Genomic DNA, 18527 nt, shown 5'->3' on the forward strand with positions numbered 1-18527 from the left:
CGGCTCGACGGCCGCTGTGGTGAACTGCTCGGCGAACCTTCGGTGACCTGGTCTGGCGGGCCCTGCCACCGGTTCGTCAGCCGAGAACGGTCTTCTTCTCGTCCCTGCTCAGGTGCTCGCGACCGGCCGGACGGCGTTCGTGGGTCTGTGTGTGCTCGGCCGTCCGTGGCGCCGGGCAGACTGGCCCGCGGTGGATCGGCCCACCGCCCAGTCGCCGGCTCTTCCACTGCTTCTCTTCGTAGTCGTAGTAAGTGTCGACGCCTCCGACTGTCATGTATGTCCTCCCGTCAACCCCGCGACCCCTGCTGGCGGATTCCACAGTCCGACACGAGTGGCCTGCGACACAAGCGATTCCGGAAATCCCCATCGACAAACGGATTCGAACAGCCGGATATGTTCGGTTTCCCCACAAATCTGGGCCAAAGCCGTTAAATGCTTGACGTCCTCAGACTGACGCCGTGCCCCGAGAGCCGAACACCATCCGTGACCGCCACCGCCGTACCGAAGCTCAGCAGCTCGTGCGAAGGCCCGCCGTCGACCGGTACGACGGCCTCCCCGACGGCCAGGTTGACGACAACGTTCACGCTTCCTCGGGTGACCACGAGCCAGTCGCCGTCGGCGTCGTACGCGATGCCCACCGAGGAAAGCCGGTCGTCGCGGAGGTCCGGCGTCCGGGCGCGCAGGGCCAGCAGGTCGCGGTACCAGGCCAGCAGTTCGTGGTGCGGCGACTCGTCCAGCTCGGTCCAGTCGAGGACCGAGCTGTGCCAGGTCTCGGGATCCTGCGGGTCCGGGATCTCCTCCGCGTCCCAGCCGTGGTCCGCGAACTCCCGCCGCCGACCGGTCCGGACCGCCTCGGCCAGCTCGGGTTCCTCGTGGTCGGTGAAGTACCGCCACGGCGTCGAGGCACCCCACTCCTCGCCCATGAACAGCATCGGCGTGTACGGCGAGGTGAGCACCAGCGCGGCGCCGATCGCCAACTGGCCCGGCGTCAGCGCGGGCCGGTCGCCGAGTGCGCGGTTGCCGACCTGGTCGTGGTTCGACGTGTACGCGAGGAACTCCCCGCCGCGATGCCGGGCCGGGTCGACCGGCCGTCCCCAGTCCTGGCCGCGGAAGGTCGAGTACGACCCGTCGTGGAAGAACACCTGGGTCAGCGCCTTGGCGAACACCCCGGGCTCACCGAAGTCCACGTAGTACCCGGCTCGCTCACCCGTCAGCAACGTGTGCAGCGCGTGGTGGAAGTCGTCGCTCCACTGCGCGGTCATGCCCAGCCCACCCTCGGACACCGGCTCGACCATCCGCGGGTCGTTGAGGTCCGACTCGGCCACCAGCCCCAGCGGCCGACCGAGCTTCTCCGACAAGTCAGCCGTCTCCGACGACAGCTGGGCCAGCAAATGCGTCGGGCTGTCGTCGGCCAGCGCGTGTACGGCGTCCAGCCGCAAAGCGTCGATGTGGAACGCCCGGAACCACCGCAGTGCGTTGTCGCAGATCCACCGCCGTACCTCGGTGCTGCCGGTGTCGTCGAGGTTGACCGCCTGTCCCCACGGTGTGGTGTGCCGGTCGGTGAAGTACGGCCCGAACTCGCCCAGGCGGTTCCCGCTCGGGCCGAGGTGGTTGTAGACCACGTCGAGACAGACAGCCAGGCCTACCTCGTGGCAGCGGTTGACGAAGCGTTGCAGCGCCTCCGGCCCGCCGTACGGCTCGTGGACGGCGAACAGGTGCACACCGTCGTACCCCCAGCCGTGCCGCCCCGGGAAGGCTGCGACCGGCATCAGCGAGACCACCTCGACGCCGAGCGCGACCAGGTAGTCCAGGTGCTCGGTTGCGGCGTCGAGCGTGCCGTGCTCGGTGAACGTGCCGATGTGCAGCTCGTAGAACACCGAGCCACGCACGTCACGGCCCGCCCAGTCGCCGTCCGTCCATCGGAACCGGTTCTCGTCGAACACCCTGCTGAAGCCTTGCACCCCGTCCGGCTGCCATGCGCTGCGCGGGTCGGGCAGCGGCTCGCTTCCGTCCACGGTGAACGCGTAGTCGGTGCCGTGGTGGGCCTCGACGACGTCCCGCACCCACCAGGCGCCGGCCTGATTCAGGGGCAGACGGCCGTCGCGCAGGACCAAGTCGACCGACTCGGCGTTCGGCGCCCAGACGCGGAACGTGTGCATTCAGCTCCTTACGAGCAGCGCCACCGGGAGATCCTCCAGCAGCTCATGGATCCGGGCTGCTCCACTACCCATCTCGCGGCCGGTCAACACGTTCTTCCACTGACCGCCCGGCAGCACCACCGTGCTGTCACCCCAGCCGCCCAGCCGATGCAGGGCCGCCGGCAGCCGCGTCGCGACCGTGATGACCGCGTCACCGCGGGCGAACGCGACCGCGTGGCCGTTGGAGGTCGGGAGTGGGGTGTAGCTGCCGGCGAACGCCTCCGGGTACTGCCTGCGGAGGCGGAGTGCCCGGCTGGTGACCAGCAGCTTCTCGTCAGACAGGTCGTCCGGCTTCGCACCCTCATCCAGCCGCTGCAGCCGGGCGACCCGGTGCTCGTAGTCCACCGGTCGCCGATTGTCCGGGTCGACGAGCGACAGGTCGACCAGCTCGGTGCCCTGGTAGACATCCGGTACGCCGGGCATCGTGAGCTGCACCAGCTTCTGGCCGAGCGCGGCCGCCCGGACGAACTCGGTCTGCCCGGCGGCGAAGCGCCGTACCGAGTCCAGTACGGCGCCGTCGGCCAGGACCGCGGTGGCGAAGGCGGCGACGGACTGCTCGTACTCCTCGTCCGGTGAGGTCCACGTGGTGTGTCGCTTGGCTTCGCGGATCGCCTTGAGCAGGTAGGCCTGGAAGCGGTCCTCCGGCAGCGGGCCGTCGTCCCAGGTGCCGAACAGCGTCTGCCAGAACAGGTACTCGGTGCTGCCGTCCAGCAGCGGGCTCCTGTGGTCCTCCGACAGCCGTCGCCACTCCCGGACTGCCTCCGACCACGCAGCGGGCTGCTCGGACAGGACACCGAGCCGGGCGCGGACGTCCTCGGACCGCTTGGTGTCGTGGGTTGAGAGCGTGGTCATCGTCTTCGGCCAGTGCTGGTTCAGCCGGGCCGCGTAGGCGTGGAACTCCTCAGGCGTGACACCGAAGTGCTCCGGGTCGCCACCAACCTCGTTCAGCGAGGAGAGGCGGAACCAGCGGTAGAACGCGGTGTCCTCCACGCCCTTGGCCATCACCGGCCCGCAGGTCTGCTGGAAGCGGACGATCAGCTCGTGCCGCGCGTGCTCGTCGATCGGGCTCGTCTCTTTGCCGAGCAGCAGGTGGAGTACGACGTCCAGCGTCTCCTGCCGGTCCTCGTCCAGGTTCGCCCGCGCCTTCTCGGCCGCCCGCTCGAGCGCGGCGACAGCAGTCGGAGACGGCTGCTCCCCCGGTACGACGTACGCCCGGTAGATCTCGAAGTGGACGAGCAGCTCCACGACCACCTCGTGGAACGCACGCCGGGTGTGGTCGCGCAGCCGGACGTCGTCCTGGCAGATGCGGGCCAGCAACTCGACCAGCCGGTGCACCTCGGCGTACTGCCCGTGCTTCACGACCTCCCGCTTGGCCTGCTCCACGACCGGGCTGAAGTCGGCGGGCTCACCGGTCAGCTCGGAGTGGAACGCTGCCAGCGGCGCAGCACCGGCCGGGTCTACGAAGAGCCCGCCGACGCGCAGCAGGGCGTCGTACCCGGTCGTGCCGGCGCAGGGCCAATCGCGCGGGAGCTCCTCGTCGCCCTCGAGGATCTTCTCCACCACGACCCACGCGCCACCGGTGCGCTCGGCCAGCCGGCGCAGGTACCCACGTGGGTCGGCCAGGCCGTCAGGGTGGTCGATGCGGAAGCCGTTGAGCTTCCCCTCGTGCAGGAGCTCCAGCAGCAGCTCATGCGTGGCCTCGAAGACCTCCTGCGTCTCCACGCGGACCGCAGCGAGCGTGTCGACGTCGAAAAAGCGCCGGTAGTTCAGTTCCTCGTCAGCGACCCGCCAGTGCGCCAGGCGGTACCACTGCTCGGTCACCAACTCCGCCAGCGGCAAGTCCTTCGTCCCCGGCCGCAGCGGGTACTCGTGGTCGTAGTACCGCAGTACGTCGCCGTCGACGGACAGCTCGCCGTCCGCGAGCACCTTGCCGATCCGCTGACCGAGCACGGCCATCAGCAACGGCTGGTTCCCCGAACCCCAGTCCACGTCGAACCACTCCGCGTACGGCGACCCCGGCCCGTCCCGCAGCACCGACCACAGGGCCTTGTTGAGCCGCGCCGGCGTCGGCACCGCGACGTGGTTCGGTACGACGTCCGCCACCGCACCCATCCGGTGATCGGCCAGCCGCGCGGCCAGCCGGTCGAACGCGGGCCGCCCCCCGGCCGGCTCGGACAGCCGGCTGTGGTCCACCACGTCGTACCCGTGCGTGGAGCCGGGCGCGGCCTGGAGGATCGGGGACAGGTAGGCGTGCGAGATCCCGAGGCTCTGCAGGTACGGGACGACCGTGGCGGCGTCGTCGAACCCGAAACCGGCGTGCAGTTGCAGCCGGTAGGTGGCCTGGGGGGCCGAGCTCATCCCGCGGCCTGCCTCGAGCGGGTCAGAACCAGCGTGCTGCGAGACTCCAACCGGATCGTGCTGCCGGCCGGGTGCGGCTCGTCACCGTTGACGCCCTGTGCGGTCGTCGTGTCCACGACCACTGTCCAGTTCTCGCCGTACTGCTTGGGTGGGAGGAGGAAGTCGAGCGGCTCGTGGTTGCTGTTCAGCAGGACCAGGAACGAGTCGTCCACCACCGGCTCACCGCGTGGGTCCGGCTCGGAGATCGCGTCGCCGTTCAGGAACACCGCGATCGCGCGGGCGTCGTCGCGCTGCCAGTCGCCGTTCTGCATCTCGGTGCCCTTGGGCGTGAACCAGACCAGGTCGCCGAGACCGTCGACGCCGGTGTCGCCGTGGAAGAAGCGGCGGCGGCGCAGCACCGGGTGGTCGTTGCGCAGCTTCACCAGCGCCTGGGTGAAGGCCAGCAGATCCTTCTGCGCGTCGGTGAGCTTCCAGTCGACCCAGGAGATCTCGTTGTCCTGGCAGTAGACGTTGTTGTTGCCGCTCTGCGTCCGGCCGAGCTCGTCGCCGTGCGCGATCATCGGCACGCCTTGCGAGATCAGCAGGGTGGTGAGGAAGTTCCGCTGCTGCTTGGCGCGGAGCTCGAGCACCCCGGCTTCGTCGGTCGCGCCCTCGACACCGCAGTTCCAAGACCGGTTGTGGCTCTCGCCGTCCTTGCCGCCCTCGCCGTTCGCCTGGTTGTGCTTGTCGTTGTACGAGACCAGGTCGCGCAGGGTGAAACCGTCGTGCGCGGTGATGAAGTTGATGCTGGCCAGCGGGCGGCGGCTGTCGTCCTGGTACAGGTCCGACGAGCCGGTCAGCCGGGAGGCGAACTCGGCCAGCGTGTACTTCTCGCCGCGCCAGAAGTCGCGGACGGTGTCGCGGTACTTGCCGTTCCACTCCGTCCACAGCGGCGGGAAGTTGCCCACCTGGTAGCCGCCGTCGCCGACGTCCCACGGCTCGGCGATCAGCTTCACCTGGCTCACCACCGGGTCCTGCTGGACGAGGTCGAAGAACGCCGACAGCCGGTCGACCTCATGGAACTGACGGGCCAGCGTGGCCGCGAGGTCGAACCGGAACCCGTCGACGCGCATCTCGGTCACCCAGTAGCGCAGCGAGTCCATGATCAGCTGCAGCACGTGCGGGTGCCGCATCAGCAGGCTGTTCCCGGTCCCGGTGGTGTCGTAGTAGTGCCGCTTGTCGGCGTCCACCAGCCGGTAGTACGCCGCGTTGTCGATGCCCTTGAACGACAGCGTCGGGCCGAACTCGTTCCCTTCGGCAGTGTGGTTGTAGACCACGTCCAGGATGACCTCGATGTCGGCTTCGTGCAGCGCCTTCACCATGGTCTTGAACTCGGTCACCTGCTGGCCGAGGGTGCCGCCGGCGGCGTAGTCGTTGTGCGGCGCGAAGAAGCCGATGGTGTTGTAACCCCAGTAGTTCGACAGGCCACGCTCCTGCAGGTGGCCGTCCTGGGCGAACTGGTGGATCGGCATCAGCTCGATCGCCGACACCCCGAGCTCCTTCAGGTGCTCGATCGTGGCCGGGTGCCCGATCCCGGCGTACGTGCCGCGGATCTCCTCCGGCAGCGCCGGGTTGGTCTTGGTCAGGCCCTTCACGTGGGCCTCGTAGATCACGGTCTCGTGGTACGCGTGCCCCGGCGGGCGGTCGTTGCCCCAGTCGAAGAACGGGTTGGTCACCACCGACAGCATGGTGTGCTCGCGGTTGTCCATCGTGTTCAGCTCGTCCGGCTTGGCGAACCGGTAGCTGAACAGCGACTCGTCCCCGTCGACCTGGCCGTCGATGGCCTTCGCGTACGGGTCCAGCAGCAGCTTGGACGGGTTGCACCGGTACCCCTCGGGCGGGTTGTACGGCCCGTGCACCCGGAACCCGTACCGCTGCCCCGGCTGCACCGCCGGCAGGTACCCGTGCCAGACGAAACCGTCCACCTCGGTCAGCTGTACCAACTGCTCGGACCCGTCGTCACCGATCAGGGCCAGGTCTACTCGCTCAGCTACCTCCGAGAACACCGCGAAGTTCGTCCCGGAGCCGTCGTACGTGGCTCCGAGTGGGTAAGGACGGCCAGGCCATTTCTGCACCTGACGACAGTAGCCACCCCAACCCCCAGACCATGCACACCGGGCTGTTTTGCTCCCGACAATTAACCCAACACGCCCGGTAGGCGCTTCCCACCCCACGGACCAGACCACATACAGCTACGCCCTGCCCCGCTCATCACCCTGCGTACACCCCACTCGGCGAATCGCGTCGTCGTACTACCCACACCGTGGTCTTGCAACCGGGGCAGGACCCTCTCCAGCGCGGCCCGACCCCATCGTTGTCATCAGCAACGTTGCCGAACCAAGCGCTCGCCCGGAACACCCCTCGAGATTCACGGTGACGTCCTTGGGCAAGCCTCACGCCGGACAAACTTCGTGATGCCCCTCAGCGGGAGTCGATTAGTTCCACCTTCGTCCTCGTGAGCGCGGCCAGAGCGCGGGTGTCTTCGGCGGTCAAGTGGCAGTGGACGAGTCGGAGGTTGCGGAGGCGCGGCAGCGCGGACAGTACGTCGATGTCCTCGAGACGGTCCGCGTTCGAGATCCAGATCTTCTCCAGGGTCGCGGCGGCCAGGTCGGCACCCGAGATCCGTCGGTGCGGATGCGTCGGCGGGGCCGCCATGAGCTTCACCTCTCGCAACTTCTGGAGCTCCCGCATGGGGGCGGAGTCCTCGATCGAGTAGTTGATCGAGGTGAACTCCACCAGGGATCGGCAGGTCTCGATCCCGGCCAGCCCGCCCTTCTGCCTCCGCCCTTCGAGCTGAACCGACGACAACCGCTCAGCCCCCCGCAGAAACTCCAGGTCCGAACCACGCCACCCACCGAGTCTCAGACGCTCCAGCGCCGGCCATATACCGGCCACCGCGATCCCCGGCCGATCCGTGAGGCACAACGTCCGCAAGCTCGACTGAACCACGTCCGGAACGGCCCGCCGCGACCCGGTAACAAGCGTCAGCGCCTCCAACCCGTCCAGCTGAAACGCAGCCAGATCCTTCGACACCCTCGCGTTCACGTCCAGGTACCGCAGCCCCGGCAACTCCCCCAGAAACTCCAGGTCGCCCGGCGTCCACCCACCCCCCGAATACAGGCTCAGCCCGTCGAACTCCCCTTCCCGATACCTATCAACACCACCCGCCGCCCAATCCCCATCGAACCCCCCACTCCACTGCAACACCCTGTACTCACCAACGCTCATGCCACTCCGCGCCCGAATGGGTAAGGCCGGCCAGACCATTTCTGCACCAGACGACCGTAGTCACCGCAGCCCCCAGGGGATGCACGTTGGGGTGCTTTGCTCCCACGTCTTGACCGGACACCCCTCCTGTAGGCGCTTTCCACCCCACACCCGCGGTTACCGTCACAGGTGCACCCCAGTTCCCGGCCACGCCGACCCACAGCTGCCGGCTCAGGCACTCCGCCCAGCCTCCACCGAACAGCACCGGCCTGTCACCTGTGCCGAGGTCCTCACCCCAGCCTCGAGCGCCGCCGAGAAACACTCGCCCACCTGCTCGAGAACCCGATCAAGAGTCCGATCCCCGAACGGCTCACGAACCTCGCCGACCCCACGGACCTGAAACCTGCACTCACACCCGCTGCAGGCACTGAAGCGCGCTTTCGACACGTCCCCGGGCAAGCACCATCCGATGGTCCCGCAGCGCCACGTCCAAGGTCACATCCGAGTCCGCTCCCGGATAAGCCCGCGCATCTGGATTGGAAGCACCCGCCGAGCAGCAGCGCAGGGCACCCGCAATCAACTGTAGTCGGCGGGGTCTTCGTAGACGAGCCTGGGCGGGACCCGATTGTCGTAGATGGGTGACTGACGTGGCTTTCCTCGTGGTAGGACTGGGGCCAGGGCGTGGAACACCCGGCGGATCGCGTCGTCGTCGTACTGCTCCAGCCTGTCGGTGGCCCGCAGTAGCGCGGCGCCGTAGTCGAGCCGACGTACCTCCGCAAAGGCTCCGGTCGCCTCTAGCGCCTCGTATCCGCCGAGACGACCGACGAGCGCCGGCGGACAGACCGTCACCCAGGAGTAGCCGCGCAGTACGTCGTCGCTCTGGAGCACACCGTGGTCCTCCGACCGGGGCAGGTCGACTTCCAGCGCGGTTCTGCCCCCTGCGTTGTCATCGGCAACGTTGCCGAACGAAGCACGAGCACCTTCGGAGAACTCCGCGAGGAACTCGACAAAGGCTTCCTGCACAGCCACCGGGACGGTAGCCCGACCGAACCAAGCGCTCGCCCGGAACACCACTCGAGATTCCCAAAGCACTTCGGTATGCAACGCGCACTCTGCGGACGAGCAGATCCCTGGATCCTCATTCTCCAGGTCGTCGATCATCCACTCGGCATCCTCACCACGATCCTCACCCAACGACGAGAGCAAAACGTCGAAGTTCTAGCCTCGGACCCACCCAGCACCCATCCGGAGCCCACATCAGAGCGTGCGCACGATACCCACCACCCACCCCCAGTACATCGCCACCATCTGCGCCCGCATCACATGTTCCGACGGTTTGGGACGACGCCGGCTACGCCAGAGGGCCGCGAGACTCGGCGAGTCGACGAACGACGGAGATGAGCCTCCCGCGCCGGTGGGCCAGCACCGGCAGACCTCTCGGCTCGACCGACGAGACGACGATCTCACCCTGCTGGGCTTCCGATGCGATGAAGCCCAGCAGGTCGGACATCGACCGGGAGATCACAGCCTTCCGGTCCTCGTCACGGCCGAAGTTGATGACCTGTCCGGGCTGACCACCAGGTCCCGGAGCGAGGTCCAGCCCCAGGTAGTTGCCCTCCATACTCTCCTTCAGGATCGGCAGCCACCCGGCGGCTGTGTACTCCTGCTGAATTGCGTCGGCCGGGACCGACGCGGAGAACATGCGCAGAGCCTGCATGTCCTCGTCGGACGTCTCGTCCCGCAGCGATGACCAATCGGCCCATTCCCGCAAGGACTCCGCGACCCCGAGGAACACCAGCCCGCCGATCGTTCCCCCGCTGGGCTCGGCCTCGGCCTCACCGTCGTGAATCGCCCACAACTGCCGCAGCTCAGCAGGCAACTCCGCCCCGACGGTCTCCTCGTACCGATCGACCTCGGCCTCCGTCGCAGGCCCTCGCAAGGTGGCGTCCACCCCGGGCGCCACCCCCTGAAGCCATCCCCGGTACGTCGCGAAGAACGCGTCCAGATTCACTGTGATTACCTACTAAGGAGTCGGATTCGGTACGAAATCTTCGTGATGCGCGCCGGAACTGCTCCAGTAGTACATCGACACGCCAATGGGGACTCGTGGGTCTTTGCTGTACGCACTGTACTCCGGCCGGACCAAGTAATAGACGGACGCACCCGCGTTCACCTCGGCGGCCACTTTGTTCTCGAAGATCTTCATGCCGGACAGATTCGCACGCCTGTACAGTGCCACGATGTTCTCCGGTGCCTCGTTGCTGCCGCCGAAACGTCGCGCGATCAGGTGACTCTTGTGCATGACGTTTCCACCTATGTATCCAGGCGGCTCGAAGCGCGGCTCGTCGTCCAGATACTCGTCCGCAACCGGCCCGCCACGCAGACAGGCTTCGGCTCCGGTGGCGCGCTTGTTCCGGTCGAGCTCGTGGTAGAAGATCTCGTTGTGGTTCCCCGCCGCATTCATACACCTGTCGCGCTGCTTGTCCTTGTCAACGTGCAGTAGCTGGTTTTGAACGGAATCACCGGACGTCATCATGATGAGGCTTATCCAGCCGAGTGCCCTGCTGGCACCGCGAATGACGGCCGGTCCCACCGGGGGTGCCTTCGGCGGATAAAGGATCGGGGTGCGCCCGGGTGGGATCGTGATCGTTTTCGGCGGAACCGGCAGGAAGTTGATCGTCGTGTCGTCGCCACAGGTGAGTCGCGGGGGCGGGCAGCTGCTGCTCGACGTCGTGGTCGTCGTCGCGCCGCCGCCACCGTCGGTCTCGGCTGCGTTGATGTGGCCGTCGAGCTCGATCCGGCTGATCGGGTTGCCGCCGGCGAAGGCGTACCGGTTGGCGTTCCAGGGATCGGTGCCGAGACCAAGGTCTCCCAGTGCGCCGTTGTAGGCGTCGCGGGTCAGGAAGCGGTTGAGGTTGGGGGAGTAGTTGCGGAAGCCCATGTCGTAGGAGGACGAGGACTGGTCCCAGCGTTTGGCGTTGTAGCGGTAGACGTTGTAGGGCTCTTTGCCGGGGTTCTGGGCTTCGGGCTTGTCTACGCCGGTGAAGCGGTCGTCGTCGTTCTTGCCGTACGCCGTGTAGCCGTAGGTCGAGCGGGTGTCGCCGGTCTCGGTGGTCAGGGTCTCGACGTCGGTGTGTGGGTTGTAGCCGTAGTAGGAGTCCTCCGAGCTCCCGTCCGCCTTGAACTTCACCTGCGACAGCCGCGAGCCCCACGGCGAGTACTGGTACGACGCCGTGACCTGGCCGGCCACCTCCTCGGACAGCACCTCACCGGACAGACCGAGGTAGGTGTACTCCGTGGTCTTCGAGCCCTCGACCTTCGCGCTGGTCCGGTCGAGCGCGTCGAAGCTGGTCTCGGTCGTCTTCGTCGAGCCGTCGTCCTGGAGCTGGCGGTGCTTGACGACGCGGTCGTAGCCGTCGTACGTGTTCCGCTCGATCACCTTGCCCGCCGACGACACCTGCGTCAGGCGGCCGAACGGGTCATAGGTGTACGACGCCGTCGAGCCACTGCTCGTCGCCGTGAGCAGCCGGTTGCGGTCGTAGCTGAACGTGGTCGGCACGTCCTTGACGACCTGGGAGATCACGTTGCCCGCTGCGTCGTGGGTGTAGCTCTCCGACGACACCACGTTCGAGCCGCCGGCGTCCTTCTTCTCCACCATCGCGACCCGGTCGAGCGGGTCGAACGTGTAGGCGTAGACGTCCTCCAGGTAGGCCGAGTGGTTGTCGGCGTTCTGGACCTTGGCGGTGTCCTTGATCCGGTGTCCGTTGGGTGAGTACTCCATCGCGTGCTGGGAGACCAGCGTGCCGTTGGACTTCTTCTCGACCTGCGACGAGACCAGTCCGTCGAGGTAGTACTCGCTGTCGACCGTGTTGCCGTTCGCCTTCGTCTCGACGTCGGTCTGGCCGCGCGCGGTGTAGGTGTACGACGCGATCTTCGGCGCCGGATCCGACGCCGTCTTGGCGTTCTTGACCTGCTCGACCAGATCACGGATGTCGTAGCTGTACGACGAGTACTGGTCGTTCTTGTCGGTGACGTCGTCGAAGGTGCGCGTCACCGGCGCACCGTTCTCGTTGTAGGTGTACGTCGTCGTCTTGAGGAGCGTGCTGCCCTTCTTCTCCTCGACCTTGGCGACCTGGTTCAGGCCGTTGTACGTGACGACGTAGTCGCTGACCTTGGCGCCCGGCTGCGTGTCGGCGATCTGCAGGAGGTTGCCGTTCGCGTCGTACGTGTAGGTGAAGTCCTTCTTCTCGGTGTCCGCCTCACCCGTGTTGTCGCGCACAAGCTTCACCGCGTCGGCGACGACGGTCCCGGTGGTCGCCGGAGCCAGCGTGACCGAGCCAGTGGTCGCTTCCGCGAAGGTGAACTCGCCGAGGCTCACCCACGTGCCGGCGCCGGTGGTCTGATTGACCGGCTTCGCCACGGGTGTCGACCCGGTGCTCACGGCGTACGGCGCTGCCGTCGACGCACCCGCAACGGCCGGATACCGAACGTAGACGGTGTACTTGCCGTCAGCCGGGACGTTGAGCTTCCAGGTGTGCTTGTCCGTGCTCCCGGTCGCCGCGGCGTGGGTCCGGTAGTTCGTCCCCTGGAACCCGGTGCCGGTCGTGGCGGTCGCCCAGGTCCCGGTCGCCTCGACATCACCCGTGTCCGAGTTGTCCACGAGCGAGACGTGCAACCCCACCGGCACACCGTCGTCACTGCGCGACTTGAGCTTGCCGTCGGGGAAGAAGTCCCACGTCATCGTGCGCGACGAGGAGCCGCCCGCGCTGGTCAGCGTCCGCGCGGTCTGCTGCCCCAGATCGTTGTAGCCGTAGGTGGCGGCGATCTCCCACGGATCGGTGCTGGACTTGACCCATCCGTTGTCGAAGTACGTGTACGACGTGTCGTTACGCGTCGTCTGACCCTCGGACGCCGGCGCGCTGACCTTCGTCACGTTGCCGACCTGGTCGTACGTCATGACGGTCTTGTCCGGCGTGTTGTAGCGCGCGTCGTCCTTGTCGTACGGCGCGATCTGCTCAGCCGGCCGGTTCAGGGCGTCGTACACGGTGACCTGGGCGAAGTCGTCCGGATCGTCCGTGGTCTCGACACCCCGCGGGCTGATCACCTTGGTCTGGTTGCCGACCTGGTCGTACTCCACCTGCGTCGTGCGGTACGTCACGGCGCCGCCCGCGTCCTTGCTGTGCGGAACCTTGACCTGGACGGTCTTGCCCCGCTCGTCCAGCGTGATCAGCGTCTTGTTGCCATCGGCATCCGTCGTGCCGATCACGTTGCCGTCCCGGTCGTACTCCTGGGACGTGGTCTTGCCCGCGGCATCGGTCGACACCTTGGGCCGGTGCGCCTTGTCGTACGTCGTCTTCGTGGTGAAGTCGGCCGGGTCCGTGGTTTTCGACTTCCGCGGGTCGACGACCGTCACGACATTGCCCACGTTGTCGTACTCGTAGCTGATCTTGTCGTTCTGCGCGTTGTCGACCGACAGCAACTGATAGATCGGGTCGTAGGTGTAGGTGGTGACGAAGTCCGTCGTCTCCGGCGTCGAGGAGCCCTTCGGCTCGGTCTGCTTCAGCAGGTTGCCGACCACGTCGTACTCGTACTTCGTCTCCCGCTCCGGACCGGTCGCGACGTCCTTGGGCGCCTTCGAGGAGATCAGTTGGTCAGCGTCGTCGTAGGCGTTAGTCGTGACGGCGCCGTTCGGGGCGGTGGCCTGCGTGGCGTTGTCGTTGGCGTCGTACACGGGCGCCGGGGTGTTGATGTAGAGATTCGCCGCCTCGTCCTTCGGCACCTTCGTCGTCATCGGGCGGCCGAAGAGGTCGTAGGTGTAGCTGCTCGTCTTGAGCTTGGCGTCGGTGACGGCCAGGACGTTGCCGCGGACGTCGTACCCGAAGTCCGTCCACCGCGTCAGTGCGTCCGTGATCCGCTGCGGATACCCGGTGTCGTGGTACAGCGAGTACGAGGTCGTGTTGTTGTTCGCGTCGGTCGAGGTCTTCAGCTGGCCGAGCGCGTCGTAGGCGTACTTGGTCGTGTAGTCGTCGGCGGTCGCGGTGGCGTTGCCCTTGGGGTCGGTGACCGACGTCAGGTTGCCCAGCGGGTCGTAGCCGAACGTCCAGACCCGTCCCTCCGGGCTGGTCTTCCGGATCAGCTCACCGTAGAAGCCGTTGCCGCCGACGTTGTAGCTCAGCACCGTCGCGGGCGTGCCGTTGGCGTTGGCCTCGGCATCCTTGATCGTCAGCGGGAAGCCCGTCTTCGGGTCGTAGGTCCAGGTGCTCTTGGCGCCGTTGGGCTCCTCCAGCTGGGTGACGTTGTGGTCGTCGTCCCAGCTGAGCTTCGTGACCTCGTTCTTCGCGTTGGTCGTCTGGACCGGCCGGCCGAAGCTGTCGGTGAGGTACTTGGTCGCGCGCGGCGTCGCGTCGGTGACGGTCGTCTCCACGGTGGCGCCGGGCACGGTCACCGGCACGTAGCCGAACGTCGTCGTCTTGCCGAGCCGGTCGGTCAGCTTCTCGAGCTTCCACTTGTCCTTCGGATCCGTGGTCGCGGCGAAGTACGACAGGTTCGTCGACTTGCCCCGCGGATCGGTGATCCGGACCAGCTTGGTGTTCTTGTTGGTGTTGGTGGCGTCGTAAACGAACTTGAACGTCTTCGCCAGGCTCGTCCCCGCGCCGTCGACCAGCTCGGCCATCAGGCCCTTGTCGGTGTAGGTGAACGTCACCTTCCGGCCCGAGATGTCGGTGATCGACTCGACCTGGTCGATGATCTTCGGGTTCGTCAGGTTCGTCGCGGCCGTCTTCACCCCGGCGTCGTTGATGTAGCTGTACGCCTGGCCCTTCTCGAAGTAGTCGAGCGTGAGCGTACGGCGGCTCGCCGCATCGGTGATGTAGTCGAGGAACTTGACCGGCTTGTTGGCGCTCTTGCGCTCCTCGTAGGTGAAGACCGTCTCGTTGCCGTTCTTGTCCCGGATGACCGACTGGAAGCCCTGGTCGTCGAAGAAGAACTGGGTGCGGTCCGGCCGGGTCAGCACCCACGCGCGGTTGACGGAGGTCTTGTTGTCCGGCGGGTCCGCGACCTTCTGCAGGTACAGGTGCACACCCTTGGGGTGGTCGTAGTCCCACTTGGTCTCGTCGGTCGTGCCGTGCTTGTTCAGCGCAAAGGTGTGACTGGTGCCGTCGCCGTCGGTCAGGGTGATCTCGGTCGGCCACTTCTGGCCGCGCGGGTGGAAGTCCAGCGCGGACCCCAGGCGGTTCAGCGTCGAGGTCGACAGCGACCAGCCGTAGCCCATCGCGGACGCGGAGGTGTCCAGGCTGTTGTAGGTCATCCGCACGAACGTGGAGGCGCCCCGGCTCGGGTTCGACAGCGCGTTGTAGCTGAAGGCAACGTTTCCGGTGGCGAGGTTCACCATGGCGGACGAGCCGCCGCCGGTGTTCTTCCCGGCGTACTGGTAGAACTTCTCCAGGCCCAGCTGGTCCGAGGTCGGGTCCTCGACGGCGGCGTGCTGGTCCAGCGCGCCCACGCCACCGGCGGTCTGGGAGAGCCAGGCGCCGGTCGTCTTGTGCCGAAGGTCCCACCGCAGGACGAAGTCCTCACGCTTGTTGCTCGGGTCTGCCGCGACCGGACTCTTCACCTGAGCGGTGACCTTGGCCACCGCTCCCGGTGCCAGGTCGGTGGGCAACGCGGTGTCCAGGCGGTTCGCCGCCGAGGTCACCTCGGTCCCGTCCGGCAACGTCCAGTGGTACGACAACGCGTAGTCCGAGGACTTCAGTGCGAAGGCCTGGGTGTTCGTGATCGTGACGTCGACCGGGTACTGCGCCGCCGGCGACTGCCGTTGTGGCGTCTTCGGCGCGTGGTACGCCGACTCGGGCGTCTTCGTCAGGTAGGTGACCTTCAGAATCGGCCGGAGCAGCGGTTCAGCCGCCTCGGCGCTCAGGAACAGCCCGTGCCCGGTGGTGGTCTCGGTGGCCTGCTTGATCAGGAAGCCGTGCTCACTGCCGGCCGTGTTCACCCAGCCCTGTACGGCGCTCTTGGCCTGCCACCAGTGCCAGGTCGGATCCGGCCCCATGTTCGCGGCCGGCACGTAGTCCAGCTGCGCACCGAAGTCGCCGCCCGCCGTCGTCCAGTTCGTCGACGAGCTCGCCTTCTGCCAGGTCGTCGACGACTCGACGAAGGTCTTGCTGAGCGCGTGCGCGTTCAGCTGCGCCGGACCACCTTCGTAGTGGGCTTTCCACAGGCCGAACTTGGCGTCGAGAATCGTCGATCCGGCCGGGATGCCGGAGGTGACGGTGCCGAAGTTCACGACCGCCCGGGTCTTGCCGTAGGTGGTGTTGTTGCCGACCTCGAGCCAGGCCTCGCCCTCGATCCGGTCGAGGTTGGTCGCATACTGAACGCTTGACAGCGTCGAGTCGGCCGACGCCTGGAAGTACTTGACCACCTGTCCCGCCTTGGGCAGGCGGGCGAGTTGCGTCGCGGACGGGGTCAGGCCGCCGTCCCTCGTCTTGACGGCGACCATGTAGTAGTAGCCGTCGCCCTCGTCGGAGGTGTCGTCGGCCGGAGTCGGCTCGGCACTCGTGTCGGCGTACGTCGTCGTCCCGGTGGACACCGGCGAGACCAGCGTGTCCGCGGTCGGCGTGAAGTTCTGGTAGATGCTGCGGTGCACCTGGTACTCGACGATGTCGTCCGCGGTGCTGGTGCTCGGGTCGGCGTACGCGCTCCAGCTCAGGGTGGCACCGGTCGCGGAGATCGTGGTCGGCGTGCTGACGGTGACGCCCGGTCGGCCGTAGGTGACGACCAGCTTGGGCCGGTTGGCGTGCCGGTGGACGTCCGAGCCGTTGTACGCGTACTCGCTGGCCTGGTAGACCGGTCCGCCGCGCCCGAGGGTCTCGTCCGTCGCCTTGACCACGATGCCGTTGTTCGGCGAGCCGTCGAGCCAGAACTGCACCATGTTGCGCACGCTGAACGTGTGCCAGACGCTGCTCTCGCCGGCGTCCTTCGTGTCGTAGGCGCGCTTGATGATTCGCAGCGTGTCGGCCGTCGTGACCTTGCCGGCGACATCGCCCATCGTGATCCGGTAGCCGCCGCCCAGGTTGAACGGCAGCGATCCGAGCGCCTTGAGGACGTTCCCGCTGCCCTGGGTCTGGTCGACCGTGTAGTTCGCCGTACCGCCGCCGTGCAGGACGCTGTACGGCGTGTTCGTCGCGCGGTCGGATCCCTGGATGTACCCCGCGTAGACGTCGTAGTAGCCCGTCTCGGTGACGTCCGGCATCCAGGTGAACGACGAGCCGGTCGCGGCGTCGTTCTGGTACTTGTAGCCGCCGCCGTCCGCCACCGCCGACGTACCGGCGAGCCAGGCGCCGACCATCGACGTCTTGCTGGTGTAGCTGTCGTCGACGTACGACATGTTGTAGCCGAGGCTGCCCAACGTGGTGTTGACCGACGAGTTCCAGTTGACCGTCGACTCCGTCCAGGCCGACGCGCCGAGGCGCGCCTCCAGCTGGACCGCGTTCGTGTTGGTGTGGAAGGTCTGGTCGAAGTACAGCTTGAGCTGCGCCGAGTCGACCGTCGTTCCGGCCGGCAGGCTGGAGATGTCGAACTTCAACAGGCTGCGCCGCTTGGCCGAGGCGGTCGTCCCGGCGTACAGGCCGGTGATGCCGCCGTAGTTGTTGGTCGGGTCACCCGAGTCGACCATCGCGTCCTGCGCCTGGTCCGGCGCCGGCTCGATCGCGATCGTCGGGTCGATCACGACCGGGTACTGGCGGTCCGGGCTGCTCAGCCAGGCGGCGTCCGCGCGCACGGTGATGTCGATGTTCGCTCCGCGCTGGGTGACGGTCTGCGTCACCTGCTCGCTGAAGGCCTTGCCGTACGGCGAGGACGCGTCGTCGCGAGCGTCCGTCATGAACGGCCGGGGCATCGTGAACAGCGGCCGTCCGAGCCCGCTCTGCCGGTAGAAGGCGATCGAGCCGTCGGGCTGCTGCTCGGCCTTCACCCCGGCCAGCTTCAGCGAGAACGTGTACGTCGGATCGGCGGGCGCCGACTCCAGGACGATGCTTTCCTTCAGCTGGTCCGGGCCGACCTGGTACACCAGATCGGCGTCACCGAAGACATCCGGATAGGTCACCGTGTCACCGGCGCTCACCGGGGTCAGGACCTTGGTGCTCGGCGTGCCCAGCGTCAGGCCGCGGCCGTCCAGCTCGAACCGGACCAGCTGATCGGGCCGGTTGCCGAAGTAGCTGCGGAAGCTGTTGGTCTCGTTGGCCAGGCCGAAGCCTGTCGCCTTGCTCGCGCGGACTGTGGTGTCGATCGGCTGCAGGCTGCCGTCGGACGCGCGGAAGTGCACCGGCTCGGTTGACAACTCCACTTCGCGCCGACCGTCGGCCAGCTCGAACACCTTGTTGGTCGGCGTCCGCAGCCCGGCAAGCTCCTTGACCCGGCGTCCGTCGCGCTTGACCGGCGACGGGGTCTGCTCGGCTCGCGGGACCCCAGCGGGCAGCACGGCGTTGAGCTCTGGATCGGGTTGCTGCGACTGACTGCGCCAGCCCTGCAGGTCGGCGGCCTGTGCAGCCGTCGTCACCTGAGCAGGCCGGGCGGAGGCCTGGATCGGGAGGATCGGAACCACCAGGGCGGTGGCGACGGACAGGGCGGTGAGCACACGGGAGCGGGACATGCCGGGGACAGGCTCCTTCGAGTGAGCCCAGGACTCGCAGTGAGGTGCACGTCCCGGGCGGAGGACGGCGCGGCGTGTGA

At 67.2% G+C, this 18527-nt stretch carries 8 protein-coding genes; all 8 read right to left on the reverse strand.

Annotated features, from left to right (window positions below; translation table 11 throughout):
- Positions 1-76: 76 nt before the first annotated feature.
- Positions 77-274 carry a hypothetical protein gene (locus ACIBL3_RS40900; RefSeq protein ID WP_396359373.1) on the reverse strand — a complete coding sequence of 66 codons (198 nt, stop codon included), beginning with the start codon at positions 272-274 and terminating at the stop codon, positions 77-79.
- Between the two features lie 154 nt (positions 275-428).
- Positions 429-2159: a malto-oligosyltrehalose trehalohydrolase gene (treZ, locus tag ACIBL3_RS40905; protein WP_396359374.1), complete on the reverse strand. Its 1731-nt coding sequence runs from the start codon at positions 2157-2159 to the stop codon at positions 429-431.
- Positions 2160-4556: a malto-oligosyltrehalose synthase gene (gene treY / locus ACIBL3_RS40910; RefSeq protein ID WP_396359375.1), complete on the reverse strand. Its 2397-nt coding sequence runs from the start codon at positions 4554-4556 to the stop codon at positions 2160-2162.
- Positions 4553-6670: a glycogen debranching protein GlgX gene (glgX, locus tag ACIBL3_RS40915; RefSeq protein ID WP_396359376.1), complete on the reverse strand. Its 2118-nt coding sequence runs from the start codon at positions 6668-6670 to the stop codon at positions 4553-4555. Before glgX ends, treY begins: the two co-directional genes overlap by 4 nt.
- Before the next feature lie 346 nt (positions 6671-7016).
- Positions 7017-7823, reverse strand: a complete 807-nt coding sequence (locus ACIBL3_RS40920; RefSeq protein WP_396359377.1) for a hypothetical protein — start codon at positions 7821-7823, stop codon at positions 7017-7019.
- 555 nt (positions 7824-8378) lie between these two features.
- On the reverse strand, positions 8379-8963 hold the full coding sequence (locus ACIBL3_RS40925) for a hypothetical protein (RefSeq protein WP_396359378.1): 585 nt from the start codon (positions 8961-8963) through the stop codon (positions 8379-8381).
- A gap of 190 nt (positions 8964-9153) precedes the next feature.
- Positions 9154-9813: an SMI1/KNR4 family protein gene (locus tag ACIBL3_RS40930; protein ID WP_396359379.1), complete on the reverse strand. Its 660-nt coding sequence runs from the start codon at positions 9811-9813 to the stop codon at positions 9154-9156.
- A 12-nt stretch (positions 9814-9825) separates the two neighbouring features.
- Entirely contained in the window at positions 9826-18447 is an 8622-nt protein-coding gene (locus ACIBL3_RS40935; RefSeq protein ID WP_396359380.1) for a DNRLRE domain-containing protein, read from the reverse strand.
- Positions 18448-18527: the final 80 nt, after the last annotated feature.

Origin of the sequence: Kribbella sp. NPDC050124 (genome assembly GCF_044460355.1) — a bacterium.
Taxonomy (GTDB): domain Bacteria; phylum Actinomycetota; class Actinomycetes; order Propionibacteriales; family Kribbellaceae; genus Kribbella.

What these genes read in the sequence shown, in the direction of transcription:
- treZ (WP_396359374.1), bottom strand. Translation starts at nt 2,159, where the DNA reads ATGCACACGTTCCGCGTCTGGGCGCCGAACGCCGAGTCGGTCGACTTG.
- treY (WP_396359375.1), bottom strand. Translation starts at nt 4,556, where the DNA reads ATGAGCTCGGCCCCCCAGGCCACCTACCGGCTGCAACTGCACGCCGGT.
- ACIBL3_RS40920 (WP_396359377.1), bottom strand. Translation starts at nt 7,823, where the DNA reads ATGAGCGTTGGTGAGTACAGGGTGTTGCAGTGGAGTGGGGGGTTCGAT.
- ACIBL3_RS40935 (WP_396359380.1), bottom strand. Translation starts at nt 18,447, where the DNA reads ATGTCCCGCTCCCGTGTGCTCACCGCCCTGTCCGTCGCCACCGCCCTG.
- ACIBL3_RS40900 (WP_396359373.1), bottom strand. Translation starts at nt 274, where the DNA reads ATGACAGTCGGAGGCGTCGACACTTACTACGACTACGAAGAGAAGCAG.
- ACIBL3_RS40925 (WP_396359378.1), bottom strand. Translation starts at nt 8,963, where the DNA reads ATGATCGACGACCTGGAGAATGAGGATCCAGGGATCTGCTCGTCCGCA.